The organism is Pseudomonas sp. WS 5011, assembly GCF_012985775.1.
In the GTDB taxonomy this organism is placed as follows: domain Bacteria; phylum Pseudomonadota; class Gammaproteobacteria; order Pseudomonadales; family Pseudomonadaceae; genus Aquipseudomonas; species Aquipseudomonas peli.
This window is the reverse complement of the sequence record NZ_JAAQXA010000030.1, coordinates 1-17,638: the sequence shown is the minus strand read 5'-3', so window position 1 is coordinate 17,638 and position 17,638 is coordinate 1. Positions and strand designations below refer to the sequence as shown.

General features: G+C 57.5%; 19 protein-coding genes and 1 pseudogene. 11 read left to right on the top strand and 9 right to left on the bottom strand.

All coding sequences use genetic code 11. The features are described from left to right. Window positions 1-109: 109 nt before the first annotated feature. The 3 genes from HBN63_RS20175 to HBN63_RS20165 form a co-directional block, all read right to left on the bottom strand. Window positions 110-448, bottom strand: coding sequence for a hypothetical protein (locus HBN63_RS20175; protein WP_262499065.1), 339 nt, complete (start codon window positions 446-448; stop codon window positions 110-112). A gap of 350 nt (window positions 449-798) precedes the next feature. Continuing rightward, the gene (locus HBN63_RS20170) at window positions 799-1,782 is read right to left on the bottom strand and encodes an AAA family ATPase (RefSeq protein WP_170050652.1); all 984 of its coding nucleotides are present in this window, start codon (window positions 1,780-1,782) and stop codon (window positions 799-801) included. 103 nt (window positions 1,783-1,885) lie between these two features. Next, complete coding sequence (locus tag HBN63_RS20165) at window positions 1,886-2,491, bottom strand: DUF6088 family protein (RefSeq protein WP_170050651.1); 606 nt, start codon at window positions 2,489-2,491, stop codon at window positions 1,886-1,888. Window positions 2,492-2,870: 379 nt separating this feature from the next. On the opposite strand from HBN63_RS20165, the gene HBN63_RS20160 reads away from it, so the two are divergent. Beyond that, complete coding sequence (locus HBN63_RS20160; protein WP_170050650.1) at window positions 2,871-5,441, top strand: heavy metal translocating P-type ATPase; 2,571 nt, start codon at window positions 2,871-2,873, stop codon at window positions 5,439-5,441. A gap of 56 nt (window positions 5,442-5,497) precedes the next feature. Then, window positions 5,498-5,890 (top strand): VOC family protein, encoded by a 393-nt coding sequence (locus HBN63_RS20155; protein WP_170050649.1) that lies wholly within the window; start codon window positions 5,498-5,500, stop codon window positions 5,888-5,890. 79 nt (window positions 5,891-5,969) lie between these two features. On the opposite strand, the gene HBN63_RS20150 is transcribed toward HBN63_RS20155, so the two are convergent. Both HBN63_RS20150 and mreA read right to left on the bottom strand, forming a co-directional pair. Continuing rightward, a complete protein-coding gene (locus tag HBN63_RS20150; protein ID WP_170050648.1) occupies window positions 5,970-7,100 on the bottom strand; it encodes a nickel/cobalt efflux transporter in 1,131 nt (376 codons plus the stop codon). Between the two features lie 9 nt (window positions 7,101-7,109). Continuing rightward, window positions 7,110-7,397, bottom strand: coding sequence for a metal-sensing transcriptional repressor MreA (gene mreA / locus HBN63_RS20145; RefSeq protein WP_045733414.1), 288 nt, complete (start codon window positions 7,395-7,397; stop codon window positions 7,110-7,112). Window positions 7,398-7,515: 118 nt separating this feature from the next. On the opposite strand from mreA, the gene HBN63_RS20140 reads away from it, so the two are divergent. The 3 genes from HBN63_RS20140 to HBN63_RS20130 are packed head-to-tail and all read left to right on the top strand — an operon-like array spanning window position 7,516 to window position 9,335. Next, window positions 7,516-7,875, top strand: coding sequence for a hypothetical protein (locus HBN63_RS20140; protein WP_170050647.1), 360 nt, complete (start codon window positions 7,516-7,518; stop codon window positions 7,873-7,875). A gap of 47 nt (window positions 7,876-7,922) precedes the next feature. Next, window positions 7,923-8,660, top strand: a complete 738-nt coding sequence (locus HBN63_RS20135) for a HupE/UreJ family protein (RefSeq protein WP_170050646.1) — start codon at window positions 7,923-7,925, stop codon at window positions 8,658-8,660. A gap of 12 nt (window positions 8,661-8,672) precedes the next feature. Next, the gene (locus HBN63_RS20130) at window positions 8,673-9,335 is read left to right on the top strand and encodes a transmembrane anchor protein (RefSeq protein WP_170050645.1); all 663 of its coding nucleotides are present in this window, start codon (window positions 8,673-8,675) and stop codon (window positions 9,333-9,335) included. An 80-nt stretch (window positions 9,336-9,415) separates the two neighbouring features. Here HBN63_RS20130 and HBN63_RS20125 read toward each other — a convergent pair whose 3' ends face one another. The 3 genes from HBN63_RS20125 to HBN63_RS20115 are packed head-to-tail and all read right to left on the bottom strand — an operon-like array spanning window position 9,416 to window position 11,334. Next, window positions 9,416-10,195, bottom strand: a complete 780-nt coding sequence (locus HBN63_RS20125; protein WP_170050644.1) for a DNA-binding domain-containing protein — start codon at window positions 10,193-10,195, stop codon at window positions 9,416-9,418. Beyond that, window positions 10,186-11,028: a DUF692 domain-containing protein gene (locus HBN63_RS20120; protein WP_170050643.1), complete on the bottom strand. Its 843-nt coding sequence runs from the start codon at window positions 11,026-11,028 to the stop codon at window positions 10,186-10,188. Before HBN63_RS20120 ends, HBN63_RS20125 begins: the two co-directional genes overlap by 10 nt. A 45-nt stretch (window positions 11,029-11,073) precedes the next feature. After that, complete coding sequence (locus tag HBN63_RS20115) at window positions 11,074-11,334, bottom strand: hypothetical protein (protein WP_090503982.1); 261 nt, start codon at window positions 11,332-11,334, stop codon at window positions 11,074-11,076. 314 nt (window positions 11,335-11,648) lie between these two features. On the opposite strand from HBN63_RS20115, the gene HBN63_RS20110 reads away from it, so the two are divergent. The 6 genes from HBN63_RS20110 to HBN63_RS20085 all read left to right on the top strand — a co-directional run bounded on the left by HBN63_RS20110 (window position 11,649) and on the right by HBN63_RS20085 (window position 16,530). Further along, entirely contained in the window at window positions 11,649-11,855 is a 207-nt protein-coding gene (locus HBN63_RS20110) for a co-regulatory protein PtrA N-terminal domain-containing protein (protein WP_170050642.1), read from the top strand. 197 nt (window positions 11,856-12,052) lie between these two features. Further along, window positions 12,053-13,870 (top strand): copper resistance system multicopper oxidase, encoded by a 1,818-nt coding sequence (locus HBN63_RS20105; RefSeq protein ID WP_170050641.1) that lies wholly within the window; start codon window positions 12,053-12,055, stop codon window positions 13,868-13,870. Window positions 13,871-13,882: 12 nt separating this feature from the next. Then, window positions 13,883-14,182: a hypothetical protein gene (locus HBN63_RS20100; RefSeq protein WP_170050640.1), complete on the top strand. Its 300-nt coding sequence runs from the start codon at window positions 13,883-13,885 to the stop codon at window positions 14,180-14,182. Next, window positions 14,172-15,212: a copper resistance protein B gene (locus HBN63_RS20095; protein ID WP_170050639.1), complete on the top strand. Its 1,041-nt coding sequence runs from the start codon at window positions 14,172-14,174 to the stop codon at window positions 15,210-15,212. Before HBN63_RS20100 ends, HBN63_RS20095 begins: the two co-directional genes overlap by 11 nt. 9 nt (window positions 15,213-15,221) lie before the next feature. Beyond that, window positions 15,222-16,085 (top strand): cytochrome c, encoded by an 864-nt coding sequence (locus tag HBN63_RS20090; RefSeq protein ID WP_170050638.1) that lies wholly within the window; start codon window positions 15,222-15,224, stop codon window positions 16,083-16,085. Beyond that, a complete protein-coding gene (locus HBN63_RS20085; protein WP_090250710.1) occupies window positions 16,075-16,530 on the top strand; it encodes a DUF411 domain-containing protein in 456 nt (151 codons plus the stop codon). Before HBN63_RS20090 ends, HBN63_RS20085 begins: the two co-directional genes overlap by 11 nt. A 248-nt stretch (window positions 16,531-16,778) precedes the next feature. Here HBN63_RS20085 and HBN63_RS20080 read toward each other — a convergent pair. Next, window positions 16,779-17,510: pseudogene (locus HBN63_RS20080) on the bottom strand (OprD family outer membrane porin); the annotation flags it as partial. Window positions 17,511-17,638 lie beyond the last annotated feature (128 nt).

Sequence of the window (17,638 nt, the reverse complement as noted above, 5' to 3'; positions counted from 1 at the left end):
CGGCATCATCTGCCGCACCACCCACTCCCGATGCTCTATCGAATAACGCGCCACACGGCTCTCACTTCCGCCCACCGACCAAGACTCATCGAATCAACTCACACGACAACTATCCTGACGCGGCGGGAAAGCCACATGCTTCGGCAACCGACTTAAAGCGGTTCAGCACTGCTTCACGGCCTTCCCTGATAGGCAACCAGAATTCCCACCAAATGGTTTCGTTTTCATCTGGCGGCAACACTGCGGGATCATCAGTCCACAGGGCGTTGAAAGCTGCGACTCGGATTTCTTGGATTGGATTCAGGAGCGGAGCGTTGCGCGGACTCCCCTTGGAGGTCTCCACCTCCAGGTATTGCCTGACGAGGTTCTCAAAGGCTTTGAGCTGACCATCTGGAACGAATACCGTGGCGAAGTCAGTATTCGTGGCGGGGTCATGACGCAGGTTCATGAGCTCAATGCGCTGAGCGCCTCGGGCAAGGCCTTCGAATGCAAGCGCGTAACCCGGCTCACTCCGAAATTCGATTTGCAGGCCGTACCCACCTTCGGGCCTGTCTCCTTGTCGCATTTGCCTTTCAGATGCTTCGCGCTGCAGCTGAACTGCAGAGGCCATCTGACCGCTTACATGTTGGAGTTGAGCGAGTAGCTTTCCGCCATGAGCCCCTCGATTTGGCGTGGGGTAGCGAGGGTCTCGTGTTGCTGATGCTGTGGATCGGAACCGTTCGGGTAGTCCCTGTCCCTGGAGATGAAAGTGAGGCCGTTGTCCGTTGATCGATTCCGTCATCTAAATGCTCAACTACGTTAGGAGTGCCGTCTCCCGTGGAAAGTCTTCCGTTCTTCAAGGTGCCTTTCCACGTCCTTGACCGCCATCTCGGTACGGTCATGAATGATCGTGTCCTTGATCGCGTCGTCTGCCGCCCTCGCAAGTTCTGCATGGCTGAGCCCCTCTGCGACCTTGCAGAGTTTGTCCCAGCTGCGAATCGACTTGGAAAAGTTCGCTAGTCGATTCTTGAGCACAGCCTTGGTCTGTTCCTGATTGGGCAGTCCGTATTCGATAACATCATCGAAGCGTCGGAACAAGGCGTAGTCAAGAATTTCAGGGTGATTGGTGGCAGCGATGATCAGGCTGTTGGATTGGTCCTGCTCGATCATCTGCAGAAAGCTGTTCAGGACGCGACGGATTTCGCCCACGTCGTTGGCAAGACCACGCTGGGAACCGATGGCATCGAACTCGTCGAAGAAATAAATGCCGCGAGTATCGCGAATGGCATCAAAAATCTGACGCAGCTTGGCTGCGGTTTCACCCATGTACTTGGTGATGAGGCTATCAAGGCGGACGATGTACAGCGGAATACCGAGCTCGCCGGCAAGCGCCGAGGCGGTCATGGTCTTGCCGGTACCAGGTGGCCCAACCAAAAGCAGCTTGCGGCGAGGGGAGAGGCCGTGTGCACGAATCTTCTCGAAGTTGCGCTGCTCATTGATGATTCTTCCAAGACGGGCATGAGTGGCCTCGTCCAGAATCATTTCCGAGAAGCGGGTCTTTGGAAGAGCTACTGACAGTAGGTTACTCAGCTCGCCGCGAGGCTGGCCGATGGGCACCGGCTGCCCGGAAGGCAGACGATTTTTCTTGGCCGAATCAATTATGGCCCGCAAATCCTCTGCAAGCTTCCCGTGACCCTGCTTAGCCTCATGGGCCGCCATCTGCATAGCAACGGCAAGGAAATGCGTGTCATCTCCCTTGATATGCGAGCGCAGAAGCGCTTTCAGTTGTTCGCCGCTAGCCATGGTTTCTACCTTCCCGTAGGGGTTAGTTTAATCGTTAAGACCCGCTTCTGACCTTGAATACGTCAACTTTTATTCACACAAGCAATCAGTGTCTGGCCTGAGTTCAACGCAATTCATTTAACACCGCGGCCCTGCCAAGGGCGGTGGCCATCCAGCTGGGAAGGCTCGCACGGACCGAACCTAGGCTTTCCCACTCCACCTTCGCTAAGTGCCGCCGAAGTTTCTGGGCCGAATTTTCAGCCTGATCTTCACCCACCCAGGCCATCGCCCTGAGCGCATCCCCAGCTGGCGTCGCCCCCAAGGAGAACAGCCAGTAGGGTGCGTGCTGGAAGTAAATTGTCCGTGAGCCGACTACCAACCGCTTACTGCGTCCTGTGGTGAGGTACACCTCTTTACTCGAAGCAACTCGCGTCAACCCCATTGATTTCGCGGCCTGTGCGCCATCGAGCGAGATGCACTGCTTGCCCTGAGCGGCGATTGATTTCACCAATGACTCTGCCGACGGGGCTCTGGCCTGGTCTTTTTCACGCACCGGCGCAACGTAAATACCGCGCGCTATTCGCATCAGTTGCCCGGCTTTAGCCAAGCGACAAAACGCCTGATCAACCGCCGCACGACTACCAAGGTGAAGAAATTCCTTGGGCGCAAGAACTCCACCCTCGCTTAGGGATTGGTTGCGCTCCAAGATCGCTTGCGGGATCGATCGCATATGAAAGCTCGGCTCATATCAATGTCAGATATTTAATTATATTTCTGACATTTGAGCAACAGCCGTTCATCTTCTATCCCCAGGGTTGGGCTAACCGGCTCTTTCTCATTGAGCTACTGGTGTTCCAGGCCGCGCTGAACGTCACAACGGTGCGACGGCTAAAGCGGCACAGCTGCTCGCGCATGTGGAACAGGCGCGAGCAGCTGTCACCCAAAAGTTCTTAGCGTGCGGGCTCAGCCCAGAGGCTGATACGGGTTGCGACAGTGCCGGCGGCAGTTCGAACTGGAGCGTCGTGAAATAAATCGCCCACAGGCCTTGACCTTCCCACACAGGGAAGCTTGAAACTTCTCTTCAACAGAAACATTCAAGGGATATTTCAATGGCTTCCGTTGCCCAACAAGACGTCAATCCATCCATGTCCTCAGTCACTCGCCTGAGCCTGCCCGTCGAAGGCATGACGTGTGCTTCGTGTGTCGGCCGCGTCGAACGCGCGCTGAAAGAGGTCACCGGCGTGCAGATGGCCTCGGTCAATCTGGCCACCGAGCGCGCCGACATCACTTTCACGGGGTTGGCCGACCCGCAGGCGGCTGTACACGCCATCGAGAGCGCCGGCTACACCGTTCGCGAAGAGACCACCGAGCTCGCGATCGAGGACATGACCTGCGCATCATGTGTGGGCCGGGTTGAGAAGGCGCTCGCAAAAGTCCCTGGCGTGCTTGAGGCCACTGTCAACCTGGCGACAGAGCGCGCGCGGGTGCGCCACCTTGCCGGTGTCGCCTCCACGGCCGACCTTGAAGCAGCGGTCGAACAGGCGGGTTACAAGTCCCGACGCTTGTCCGCCGAAACGCCGACTGCGGGCGATCAGGACGCCGAGCGTCGCGAGAGTGAGGCTCGGGCGCTGCGGCGCGATCTGCTTGTTGCATCCATCCTCACCCTGCCAGTCTTCATCCTTGAGATGGGCTCTCACCTCATTCCCGCCCTGCACCATTGGGTGATGGGGGTCCTGGGTCAGCAGGCGAGCTGGTATATCCAGTTCGCTCTTGCCACCCTGGTCCTGTTCGGTCCAGGCCTGCGCTTCTTCCGCAAGGGCGTACCGGCGTTGCTGCGCATTGCACCCGACATGAACTCGCTGGTCTCGCTCGGCACTGCGGCTGCTTACGGCTATTCGGTGGTCGCGACCTTTATCCCCAAAGTACTCCCGCAAGGTACCGCCAACGTCTATTTCGAAGCTGCCGTGGTCATCGTGACCTTGATCCTGCTCGGACGAACGCTGGAGGCGCGCGCCAAGGGGCGAACGTCGCAGGCGATCAAGCGGCTAATCGGACTTCAGGCCAAGACCGCGCGCGTCGAGCGCAACGGCGAGACGATCGAAATAGCGCTCGATCAAGTGGCGACAGGTGACGTCGTGCTCGTTCGTCCGGGCGAGAAGATTCCAGTCGACGGCGAGGTCGTCGAGGGCACCTCTTATGTTGACGAGAGCATGATCACCGGCGAGCCGGTGCCCGTGTCGAAGGGAGCGGGGGCAGAGGTCGTCGGCGGCACGATCAACAAGACGGGCGCTTTCAGTTTCCGCGTAACCAAGGTCGGCGCGAACACGATGCTCGCGCAGATCATCCGCCTCGTCGAAGAAGCGCAGGGTTCCAAGCTGCCGATACAGGCGCTGGTCGACAAGGTGACCATGTGGTTCGTCCCGGCCGTGATGGCGGCGGCCGCGCTGACTTTCCTGATCTGGCTGATCTTCGGTCCGGACCCGGCGCTGACCTTCGCGCTCGTGAATGCGGTCGCGGTTCTCATCATCGCCTGTCCTTGCGCCATGGGGCTGGCCACGCCGACCTCGATCATGGTCGGTACTGGCCGCGCGGCCGAATTCGGCATTCTCTTCCGCAAGGGCGAAGCCTTGCAGGCGCTGCGCGATGTGAGCGTGATCGCTCTCGATAAGACCGGCACACTGACTAAAGGACGCCCCGAGCTCACCGACCTCGTTCCCGCCGAGGGTTTCGAATACAACGAAGTGCTGGCTCTCGTTGCGGCGGTCGAGACCCGCTCCGAGCATCCAATCGCCGAAGCGATCGTCGCAGCCGCAAAGCAGGCGGATTTCACGCTCGCACCCATCGAGAGCTTCGACGCGACACCAGGCTTCGGCGTGTCGGCAAAGGTCGCCGGTCGGACAGTAGCTGTCGGCGCGGACCGGTTCATGACGCAGCTCGGCCTTGATGTGTCGAGTTTCCTGCCAACCGCCCGGCGTCTTGGCGAGCAAGGCAAGAGTCCGCTCTATGCCGCGATCGACGGCCGCTTGGCGGCGGTTATCGCGGTCGCCGATCCGATCAAGGAAACGACGCCCGCGGCGATTAAGGCGCTGCACGCGCTCGGCCTCAAAGTCGCGATGATCACCGGTGACAACACAGCTACAGCCGCGGCGATCGCCAAGCAGCTCGGCATCGATGAAGTCGCTGCCGAGGTCTTGCCCGACGGCAAGGTCGCAGCACTGAAGAAGCTCCGGATCAATGGCGCGCGAGTCGCCTTCGTGGGTGACGGTATCAACGACGCGCCGGCACTCGCAGAAGCGGACGTTGGGCTGGCCATCGGAACGGGAACCGATGTGGCGATCGAGGCAGCTGACGTAGTACTGATGTCGGGCGACCTGCGTGGCGTGCCGAACGCCATCGCGATCAGCCAGGCAACGATCCGCAACATCAAGCAGAACCTGTTCTGGGCCTTCGCCTACAACGCCGTGCTGATTCCGGTCGCGGCGGGCGCGCTCTACCCGGTGAACGGCACGCTGCTTTCGCCGATCTTCGCTGCTGCCGCGATGGCCTTCTCCAGTGTCTTCGTGCTCGGCAACGCGCTCCGACTCAAACGTTTCCGGGCACCTATGACGGTCGAAACCAGCACCGCGAACTCAGTAAACCTGGCGGTATCGACCAAGTCACGCCGGGTGTCCGAGCACTGATCTTGGCCCGAAGCACCTCTGCACTGAACACCAATACAGGTTAAGGAAGGAACTGCATGCCGAAACTTATTCACACGGAGATCCGGGTGACGGATATCAATATTTCACTGCGGTTCTACCAGCAAGCCTTTGGACTCAAGGAAACCCATCGCATTGAGTTTGACGATTTCTCCCTCGTCTATCTGCGCAATTTCGAGAGCGAGGCTGAAATCGAACTCACTTGGAGCAGCGGACAGGCCGAATACAGCCACGGCAGTTGTTACGGTCAGGTCGCGTTCGTCGTCGACGATCTGGGCCTGCATTTCAAACAGCTTTGCAACCTCGGTTTAAAGCCTGCACCCATCAAGGAGTTTAAAAGAGGAGACGAGCTGCTGGCCCGCTCCTTTTTTATTCAGGACCCCGACGGCTACAAAATCAAAGTTCTCCAGCGAGGCGGGCACTACCAGTAAAACCAAGTACCAGCAGTCCTATGCCAGTAACGAAGGCGGCGAGGAACAGGCCGAAATAACCGGATAACGCCCACATCGGCTAGGCGTTCAGGCCGACCCAGCCGTGGAAGCCGACGTAAATCCCCACACCAATGATCAGTACGCTGGATAGGTAAGGGGCGCGACGCGCCACAGCACCCAGCCAGGGCCAACGATTGGATGCCTGGCGTGCGCCGATAGCAGCGGCAGCACCAACGGCAACCAGAGTTATGGCCAGGCCGATGCTGAAACACAGCACCAGGACGGCACCCAGGGCGACTTCTTTCACTTGCAGGCAGAGCAGCAGCACGGTGATCGCTGCCGGGCAGGGAATCAGTCCGCCCGTCAAACCGAACAGGATGATCTGGCCGGTGGTGACATTGCGGTTGCTGAAGCGCTTGCGGATGTCGTTGGCATGCGCCCGTTCATGGGCATCCTGGTAGCCCTCCAGCGACAGTTCCAGTCCCTCCAACTCGGAATGATCATGCTCATGACCGTGGCTGTGCTCGCGGAACTCCAGGTCATAGTCGTGGGAGTGATCAGCATGGCCGAGGCTCAGGCGCGCAGTGAACTCATGGGGCTCGGGAACCTCGTCCAGTGACTCCAGGTAGTCACCCCGGTCGACGAAGCGAAACTGCTGGGCCAACCCATCGTGGCGAGTCGTCAGCAGGCTCACTTCGGCAGCCGGCCAGACATGGCCACTCAAGGCCTTCAGACGCCAGTGCGGAGGGATGCCTTCTTCGAAGATCGACAGCTCGATACGCCCGTGCCCGGTATCGATGCGCTGCGTTTCATCGTGGTGGTGCTCGTGTTGATGCTCATCACCTTCCTCGAAGCGCCACATCTGCTCGCCACGCCAGGTGCGCCAGAGCATCCACAGGGCGATGGTGATAATGATGGCGGCGGACGCGAGCTGGAAATAAGGCTCGGTAGTTTCGGCATCTAAATTCTGCCCTAGGTACATGCCGCCCATGGCCACCAGCCAGACTACGGCGGTGTGCGAAAGCGTTGCGGCCAGTCCCAGCAGAATGGCCTGCTTCACCGTGCCACGAATGGCCACGATAAACGCCGCCATCATGGTCTTCGAATGCCCAGGCTCCAGGCCGTGCAAGGCACCCAGCAGGATGGCGCTGGGGAAGTACAGCCAGGCCTGCGAGGCCCCCTGTTGCAGCAGTTCGGCGAAACTCGACATGGGAGGGGCCTAGAGGTACTTGGTGATTTGCTTGAAGTCTTCGAGTGATGCGCGCTCGCCTATCGCAAGCGCTTCGACCGTATGTTCCAGGCAGTGGTCGATATGGTCTTGGATAAGCACACGCTTGGCCTGGCAGACGGCTTTTTCCACGGCATGCAGCTGCTGGGCGATGTCTACGCAGGCACGGCTGTCTTCGATCATGGTGACGATGCTGCGCAGGTGGCCCTCCGCACGCTTCAACCTTTTGATGATGTCGCCATGACTTTGGTGCTGGTGGCCGTGTTCGTGATCGCTCATGTCTTGAGTCTCGTGCGTCGATGAATTACGCTCGCATGCTATCCCCCAGGGGGGGATATGGTCAAACCGACCACCCCTCCAGAAAAGCCACCCGCTTAGGCATCGAAAGAACCACAACATGCTCAGCAATCCCATCAGCACCAAGGTGATTTTTACCCTTGCTCTCGCCATATTGATGGCTTGGGCTGGACATACCTCTGCGCTGTTTATGGGATCGAGCCAGCCTTCCTTGAGTGGCAATGACGGTGCTCATTCGCATGCGCATGGTGACGAGACGCTGGCCTGTGCTGCGTACGGGGATCACTGCCACTCGCCGCTGACCGCCGACCATCTGCATGAAACACCACACCTGACTGCGCTGCTGAGCATCAGCACGCTGCCAGAACGTGCGCAGCCGATACCCGCCCCTCGCTACTCCATTCCTCCAAGCCCGATCTTTCTGATCGAGCGGCCACCGCGCGCCACATTCGTGCTCTGACACAGGCCGCTGTGCGGCCCAAGACCCCTTTAATTTAGGACTCAACCATGCATTCGCTATCTTTGGGCGCAATGGACGCATCTGTCGTGCGCCCGAATCGCTCGTTACTACTGCTGCTGCTGTTCACGGCATTGCTGTTTCTCGGCATGCCTGATGCGCTGGCCCACGCTGTTGCCGAGGGCGACAAGGGCTTTATCCAGGAAAGCTCCGGGGTGATGGTGCTGCCGTTCATCTACATGGGCGCTAAGCACATGATCACCGGCTACGACCACCTGCTGTTCCTCTTCGGGGTGATCTTCTTTCTCTACCGCCTGAAGGACGTGGGGCTCTACGTCACCCTGTTCGCCCTGGGTCACACCGTGACGCTGCTATTGGGCGTACTGGCGGAAATCAACATCAGCTCCTATGTGATCGACGCCATCATCGGTTTCTCGGTGGTGTACAAGGCGCTGGATAACCTAGGCGCATTCCAGCGCTGGTTCGGCCACCAGCCGAACACCAAAGCGGCCACGCTGATTTTCGGCCTGCTGCATGGCTTTGGTCTGGCGACCAAGATCCAGGAGTACGAGATCTCGGCAGACGGCCTGATCACCAACCTGATCGCCTTCAACGTCGGCGTCGAAATCGGCCAGCTCCTGGCCCTGAGCGCCATCCTGATTGTCATGGGCTACTGGCGACGCACCGCCAGCTTCTGGCGTCATGCCTACACCGCCAACGTCGCCATGATGAGCGCCGGTTTCCTCTTGATGGGTTACCAGCTCACCGGCCTGATCGTCTCTCAGTAAGGAATTTTCAGCATGTTCAATACCAAGCTTCCGACCATCAATGAATTGCCGACCAGCCGCCAACTGCTGCGCTCCACTGTGATTGCCGTGGGTGTTGCCGCAGCATTACTGGTCACCGTGGTGATGCCTTCGGAGTACGCCATCGACCCGACGGGTGTTGGTCGCGTACTCGGCCTGACCCAGATGGGCGAAATGAAGATAACCCTGGCCGAAGAAGCGGTAGCGGATGCAGCGGTTCAGCCAGCTGCGGCTCCAGTCGCTCAAGCTCCCGCGCCTGTTCAGCCGGTAGTTCAAGAGCCTGTTGCAGCAGCACCTGTGGCCGAACCCGTAGCTGAGCCTGAGCCAGCCCTGAAGTCGGATGAAGTGACTGTCACGCTGAAGCCGGGCGAAGCCAGTGAAATCAAGCTGGAAATGCTGGACAAGGCCACTGTCAGCTACGAGTGGACGACCAATGGTATTCCGGTCAACCACGACACCCACGGCGAGCCCTACAACGGCCCAAAGGGCTACTACCACAGCTACAGCAAGGGTAAACAGATCAAGGGGGATAAAGGCGAGTTCACCGCCATCTTTGACGGCACCCACGGCTGGTTCTGGCGCAACCGCAGCAACAGCGACGTGACCATCACGCTGAAGACCAAGGGCGAGTACCTGAGCGTCAAACGCGTGATTTAAGGTTTTTGCCTCTTCCGTCAGCTGGCGGAAGAGGCAACTCTCAGCCAATGGCACCACGCCCTGCACATCCACGGCACTATTTATCGACGCTGAAGCAGTCCCTCACCGACCCACTGCTTCAGCCAGGTAGCCGCTCGCAGAGGTGCCTGTTCACCGTGTTGACCCACGAGGTTCTCGCACATTGAAGCAAACGAGCCTCCATCGCTAAGTAACCGCAAAGCCGAAGCTTCATCCGGCTCCAGAGTACGGTACTGACAGACCAACTCATGTCGCCAAACCAAGCAATCCAGGGGCGCGGATAACGTAACGACAGCAGGAATATCGGCCTCGGCCTTGGCAGCCACCCACATGCCCACGGTGTTGTACTGTAGCTGCAACCAACGAACCGAGGGTGTGAGGTATACCCGCAGATTGACCCAGTCATCAGCTGAAAAACGACTCATCACTTCCAGCGACAGTGGCTCTGTATCAGGTGCGTCGAAGGCCAGGGTAAAGGCCCATTCAAGTGTGGCGAGTTCTATCATCGGGGAACGTTGCGGCTCGGCAATATAGCCGCGGATGAACTCCGGCAGCTTCTCGCCTAACCAGCGCAAACTGAAATGTCTCGATGGCCACGCGCTGATATAAGCCATGGCCAACTGTGCAAATGACTCATCACCCATCCAGCGATGCAACGCTGGGAAGTCTTCCCTCATGACGGAAAGAAGCCTGGCGCGATAAGCGTTTTGGTAAATCATCAGGCCATCTGCGGCAGGCAGCGTATTGCTACCTTGAATCTGCTCCAACAGCTCAGGAGGGATAACGGTATCGCCTGTGGTCAGGTAACGCTCCAGCGCTTCCTGCTGAGCACTCAGGCGCATGGTGCGGCAGCCCTTAGAGCATTGGCGGAGATAGAGCGCGCCTTGGACAGCTCCGCTAATAGCTCGTCAAAGGGCGGGAAATGATCATCTCGCTCAATCAAGGTGGCAGTAGCACCTAGGTAGCTCAGTGCTTTGCCATACAGGGTCCAGACCGGGTCAGCAATCGGCTGATCGTGGGTATCAATGAGGTAGTGGCCGTAGTCGCTATGGCCGGCCAGGTGGATCTGGCGAATCCGCTCACGGGGTAACTCCATGATGAATTGCCAAGGGTCGAACCCTTGGTTTTTTGAACTGACGTAGACGTTGTTCACATCGAGCAGCAGCTCGCAGCCGGTCAGGCTGCTCAGTTCGGCTAGAAACTGAGACTCGCTCATGCAGGACGTTTTCCACTGCACGTAGGCCGACACGTTCTCAAGCACCAAGGGCCGCTGCAACACATCCTGAACCAGCCGAACCCTTGATGCCACATGCAGCAGGCTGTCCTGGGTGAATGGCATTGGAAGTAGATCATGCAGCTGGTGAGCACTACCCCGGCTCCAACACAGATGGTCAGCTACCCAGCGGGGCTGAACTCGGTCGGCTAGATTTTTCAATTGGCGTAAGTACTCAGCGTCGATCTCATGAGGACCGCCAATCGACAGGGAAACCCCGTGCATGACCAGCGGATATTGCTCTTTGATCGCATCGAGGAAGTAGAGGGCTTTTCCCCCGCCGACCATGTAGTTCTCGGAAATGATCTCGAACCAGTCGACTGCGGGGCGTTGCTCCAGAATCTGCTGGTAGTAGTCGCTACGCAAGCCCAGGCCAAAGCCCAGCATGTTGCTTTTACTCATTAGGACTCCGAGTCAAGGGAGTGACTTGCACTCCCTTGGATGGGCTTACTCGCTGGTTTTACCGCCGGCCTCATCGCATTTTTCTTGGGTCATCAAGTTGAAGCCCTGACCTTTACATTCTCCCTGGCCTTTGCAGGCGTTCTTGGCAGTCATGCAATCGTTTTGACCTTTGCAGCCATTCACACCAAAGCATTTTACTTCGGCAGTTTTTGCATCCTGAGCCGCTTGTGCAGGCAGGGTGGCAAATAGGCTGGCGGCAACGAGTGCCAATGCAGCACCGGTAGCAACGGTATTTTTGGTCGACATAGTGGCAATCTCTCTTGAGCGTTATGTGGAGGTCAGGACTATTTAGTGCCTCTGACCCGAAGAAGCGTAGGCATCGCTGCCAGGCATGCCATAAAACGAATCCGCACAGGCTTCATTAGCGGGCATGAACAGACACTACAGAGCCCTGCAGAGTCTCCACAAGAAAGAAGTAGCAACCTGACAGAACTGTAATGTTCAGCTCAGGTTTATGACAGGGCACTCTGGTTAAGGTTACTTCGAGCCTGAAGCTCAATGCCTGATGGCGACCCACTCAGGGTCACTAGGCTAACTGAACTAAATCGAGGACTTTCCAGATGAAATCAATCAAAACCCTGTTCGTGGTTATCGCGCTTACCGCTTCTTCTTTGGCGATGGCCGAAGGCGGTGCCGACCGTACTTTTGCTCGCATGGAACAGGCCAGCAAGGTATCGATGGAAGCCTATCAATTGGCCCAGCAACAGAAAAAAGAGTCGCCGGTTGCAAGTAATAAAACCCAAACAGCCGACCACGCCGACTGCTAGTACACGGCCAACCTGACAGAAATGTAATCACTTAGCCGGTTGAGATATGGCAATTTCTCAAGCTCGCTGTCGAACCGATTTGAAAAGTCACGGCAGTGGGCAAGGCTAATAGGGAAACCCTCCCAGGATGAAGCTGACAATCAACCTGAATTCACGGTTGTTTACCCTGGTTCCTCCAACTGATTGGACATAACGGTATGCACTGCAAAACCTCAAGACGAACCTTCGTTAAAGGCCTGGCCGCCACCGGCATTCTCGGAGGCCTTGGCTTGTGGCGCACTCCCGTTTGGGCGGTGACCAGCCCAGGTCAGCCCAACGTATTGACTGGCACCGACTTCGACTTATTCATTGGTGAAACGCCAGTGAACATTACCGGAGCAGCCCGGACCGCGATGGCTATTAATGGGTCCATTCCAGGGCCAATTTTGCGCTGGCGGGAAGGCGATACCGTCACGCTGCGCGTGAAAAACCGTTTAGCCGAAGACACCTCGATCCACTGGCACGGCATCATTTTGCCCGCGAACATGGACGGTGTGCCTGGCTTGAGCTTCCACGGCATCGCGCCCGATGGCATGTACGAATACAAATTCAAGGTCAATCAAAATGGTACCTACTGGTACCACAGCCACTCCGGATTGCAGGAGCAAATCGGCGTTTACGGTGCCCTGGTCATCGATGCCAAAGAGCCTGAGCCGTTCAGCTATGACCGTGATTACGTGGTGATGCTGACTGATTGGACGGATGAAGACCCAACCCGGTTATTGGCCAAGCTCAAGAAGCAGTCGGACTACTACAACCAGCACAAGCGCACCGTAGGCGACTTTATCAATGACGTGAGCGAGCAAGGTTGGTCGGCAGCAGTTGCTGATCGCAAGATGTGGGCCGAGATGAAGATGAGCCCCACCGATCTTGCCGACGTCAGTGCCTATACCTACACCTACCTGATGAATGGCCAGGCACCTAATGGGAACTGGACAGGTATCTTCAAACCGGGTGAAAAACTCCGTTTGCGCTTCATTAACGGCTCGGCCATGACCTACTTCGACGTGCGAATTCCAGGCCTGAAGATGACGGTGGTTGCGGCCGATGGCCTGCACGTCAAGCCAGTCAGCGTCGATGAGCTGCGCATCGCCGTGGCCGAGACCTACGACGTGATTGTCGAGCTCGCGGACCAAGAGGCTTACACGATTTTCGCCCAGTCCATGGATCGCACCGGCTATGCCCGCGGCACTTTGGCTACACGTGAAGGTTTGAGCGCGCCAGTACCCGAAACCGATCCTCGTCCCCTGATCGCCATGGGCGACATGGGTATGGATCACGGCAGCATGGCGGGCATGGACCACAGCAGCATGCAAGGCGGCATGAGCGGCATGGATCACAGCAAGATGGCCGGGATGGACGCTGGCGGAATGCAAGGTGATATGGCCGGTATGGACCACAGCAAAATGGCCGGCATGGACCATTCAGGTATGGCGGGTATGGGCGCAGCAATGCAATCGCATCCGGCCTCTGAAACCAATAACCCGCTGGTCGACATGCAAACCATGACTCCGACCCACAAGCTGGACGATCCAGGTATCGGCCTACGCGACAATGGTCGTCGCGTGCTGACCTATTCAGACTTGAAAAGCATCTTCCCCGACCCAGATGGCCGCGAACCCAGCCGAACTATTGAGCTGCACCTCACCGGGCACATGGAGAAGTTCTCCTGGTCCTTCGACGGCATCAAGTTCTCGGATGCCGAGCCTTTGCGCCTTAAGTACGGCGAGCGTGTCCGCATCACGCTGGTCAACGACACCATGATGACTCACCCCATCCACCTTCACGGCATGTGGAGTGATCTGGAGGATGCGAACGGCAACTTCATGGTTCGTAAACACACCATCGACATGCCGCCAGGTTCCAAACGCAGTTATCGAGTAACTGCCGATGCATTGGGGCGCTGGGCTTACCACTGCCACCTACTACTCCACATGGAAATGGGCATGTTCCGTGAAGTTCGTGTGGATGAGTAAAGGAGATATTTGATGAGCACTTTTATGAAGCGGAAGGCCCTGGTTGGCAGCGCTACCGTGTTGAGCCTTTTGGCTGCCCTGCATGCTCCGGTGTTGTTGGCCGGTAAAGATCACAGTGAGCACGAACAACATGCTACTGAGACACAGGCTCCCAAATCGGTACCTGACAAGAAGGCCGCACAAGCGAAGGAAAAGGCTGCTAGTCAGCAGATGGATCATGGGGACATGAACCATGGCGGCATGGACCATGAAAGCATGATGGATAAGCATGGCGGCACCGAAGCCGAAGCAGGTTCGAACCATGACCACTAGGTTTTTACGTCCGTCCCTAACAGCACTGGCAGTGTCGCTGAGCATGCTTGGCAGCGGGCTCACCCTCGCTGCGGAAGAAATGGATCATTCGGCAATGGGCCACGGTTCCATGCCGATGGACCATAGCAAGATGAACCACGGTTCTGCCAAAGAGCCGATGGAGGGCATGGATCATAGCCAGATGGTCCATAGCCGGAGCCAAGAAAAGGCTCCGGCTATGGACCACAGCAAGATGGGTCACGGCGCTATGCAGGGGCAGATGGGAGGTATGGATCATTCAAAGATGAACCATGGTTCCGCTGAAGCCCCAAGAACTACCAGTCGCACGCCTATCCCGGTGCTGACAGATGCGGATCGTGAAGCAGCGTTCCCGCCTTTGCCAGGCCACAAGGTTCACGACAGCGCCATCAACAGCTTTTTCCTGCTCGACCAACTCGAATACCAAGATGCCGATGAAGGCAGCACCTTGGCTTGGGATGCGTCCGGCTGGATTGGCGGAGACATCAATCGTCTCTGGCTTCGCTCCGAAGGTGAGCGCACCAATGGCGTAACTGAGGATGCTGAATTGCAGGCCTTGTACGGGCGCTCGATTGGTCCTTGGTGGGATGTGGTCGCGGGTGTTCGCCAAGACTTCAAGCCAGAGTCGCCACAGACTTGGGCCGCATTCGGCATCCAGGGTATGGCGCTGTATGCCTTCGAGGCGGAGGCCACTGCCTTTGTCGGCGAGAACGGCCAGACGGCTGCGCGCTTAGAGGGCGAGTACGACATTCTGCTGACCAATCGCCTGATCCTTCAGCCGACCGCTGAAGTGAATTTCTACGGCAAGAACGATCCCGAGCGAGGCATCGGCTCCGGCCTGGCCAATGCCGAGGTCGGTCTGCGGCTGCGTTACGAGATCATTCGCCAGTTCGCACCCTACATCGGCGTTTCCTGGAGTCGCTCCTTCGGCAACACGGCCGACTTGGTGCGAGATGAGGGTGAGGATGTTGAGGAGGCACGCTTCGTTGCCGGTATTCGGATGTGGTTTTGAGAGCCTGACATGAAAAGAACAATTAAAACCTTGGTGGCCGCGGGTGTCGTCGGAAGCGCTGCATTAGTTGGCGGTGCCTACTTGGGCTTGGTCAACGTGGGTGCCGATGACCCTCACTTCCCGGCAGTACATGCTTTCCTGACAATGGCCAGAGACCGCTCTATCGAAGTGCGGTCCAAGGATATAGAAGTACCCAACCTCAATGATGACGCGCTTATAAAAGCCGGAGCTGGCAATTACAACTCTATGTGCATCGGCTGTCATTTGGCACCGGGTGTTGCTGAAACAGAGCTAAGCCAATCCCTGTATCCCGCTCCGCCGAACCTGACCAAGGTTGGCATCGATGGCAATCCAGCCGCTGCATTCTGGGTGATCAAGCACGGTATCAAGGCCACAGGCATGCCGGCCTGGGGCAAGAGCATGGGTGATCAGTACATCTGGGGCATGGTCGCGTTCCTCGATCAACTGCCGAAAATGGATGCCGGGCAGTATCAAGCCCTAGTTGCATCGAGCGGCGGTCACGATCATGGCGGCGGTGAGACCCAGATGCATAACCACGAAGGTCAACATGGAAGCGCCAAGACGGATCATCACGCCGAGCCTGAGGCTGCGACAGATCATCATGCTTCGGATAGTTCAAAGGCGAACGCAGGTGCCGACCATCACGGTGATTCGTCGAGCAGCGCAGATCATCACACAGCAGATATGACGCCATCAGGCAGCGGCGCAGACCACCATGCGACGGATGGCCAAACGGCGGAAGAGGCTGCTGGTCATCACGAAACAGAGCCAGCTCAAAAGGAGCAGGCCCCGGCCGCTGCTCCCAACACTCACACCCATGCCGATGGCAAAGAGCACCTTCATGACAGCTAAATGTAAAGGAGCACGGGTGGCGATGCTGGCCGCCTTGTTTATGACCTCGGCAGTTCAATCAGCTGATGCCCTGACAATCGACGTGCACCGTGATGCAAATTGTGGTTGCTGCAAGAAGTGGATCTCGCACTTGGAAGCGAACGGCTTCAGAGTCATCGACCATGTCGAGGGCGATATGACCTCGGTGAAGCAACGACTCGGTGTTGCACCACGACTGGCGTCCTGCCACACCGCCGTGATCGACGGCAAATTCGTCGAGGGTCACGTACCAGCAGCGCAAATCATCGAACTATCCAAACGTGATGATCTGGCTGGTATCGCCGTTCCCGGCATGCCGGCAGGCTCACCTGGTATGGAAGTTGGTGGTACGCAGCATGCCTATCAGGTTATCGGGTTGACCAAGGCGGGTACTGACCAAGTTATTGCCGACTACCCCGCGCAGTAATATTCCCATCTAGAACCGAGCACTCAGACTTTTCATTCAAAGGTGAGTGCTCGGAATCACGATTTCTCACTCCTGCGCCCTCTGTTCCCCTCAATACAGCCCTTTACGACTAGCAGCACAACTAGCCGCATAGATCCGTATGAAAAAAGGCACCCGAGGGTGCCGAAGGCTGTCTCCAAACCAAAGGAGCAATACAGGGGACAGCAGTGAAGCGAGGCGAGGACCGCAGGGCACTTGCCGATGACGCTTTAAAGCACTTCGAGTGGGTACTCAACGATGAGACGAACCTCATCCAAATCTGACTCGAAGTCGGTTGCACGGGTCGTAGCCTGGCGAATGCGGAAGGACATGTCTTTCAGTGATCCGGCTTGCACGACGTACTTGGCTTCGATGTCGCGCTCCCACCGCTTCTGATCGGTCAGCGGATTACCATCATCGTCGCGCCGCATGTAAACCTCGTTGGCGTTGGTATAGTCCGCATCCCAGCCCTGCGCGTAGCGGGTCATGAAGCTCAGGCCGGGCACACCAAAAGGCTCCATGTCCAAGTCATAGCGCACCTGCCAGGACTTTTCCTTGGGCGAGTTGAAGTCGCTGTACTGGATAGAGTTATCCAGGTAGATCGAGTCGGATTGACGCAGGTAATCGAAATCGTCATCGCCGTTATTACGCTGAATGCCAACCATGACGGTATGGGCACCAAATTGCACTCCAGCCTTACCGCTCCAGATGTTGTTATCGAAGCTGCCCAGATGTTGTTTTCCCTCATCGACAGCTTTGTAGTAATTAAGTCCACCGATCAAGGCAACATCGTCGGAGAGCGGATAGCTCAACGTGGTACCAGCGTAGTACTGGTTCCAAGCATCTTTGAGGCGGCTGGTATAGAGGCTGATGCCGACGTTGTCGTTGACCGAGTAATCACCACCAAAATAGGCAATCCAGGGGGCGTCGACGGAGCCCGCATAGAACGTTGCGAAGCCATCGTGCGTATTTCGGCCCACCGTGACCGGTCGTTTCGGTAGATCGTGACCGGCCATTTCGCTAACGCGTGACCGCTCATTTCGCTATCAACGTGACCGATTTCCAGCCTGTTCCGAAACAGGCGGTCACG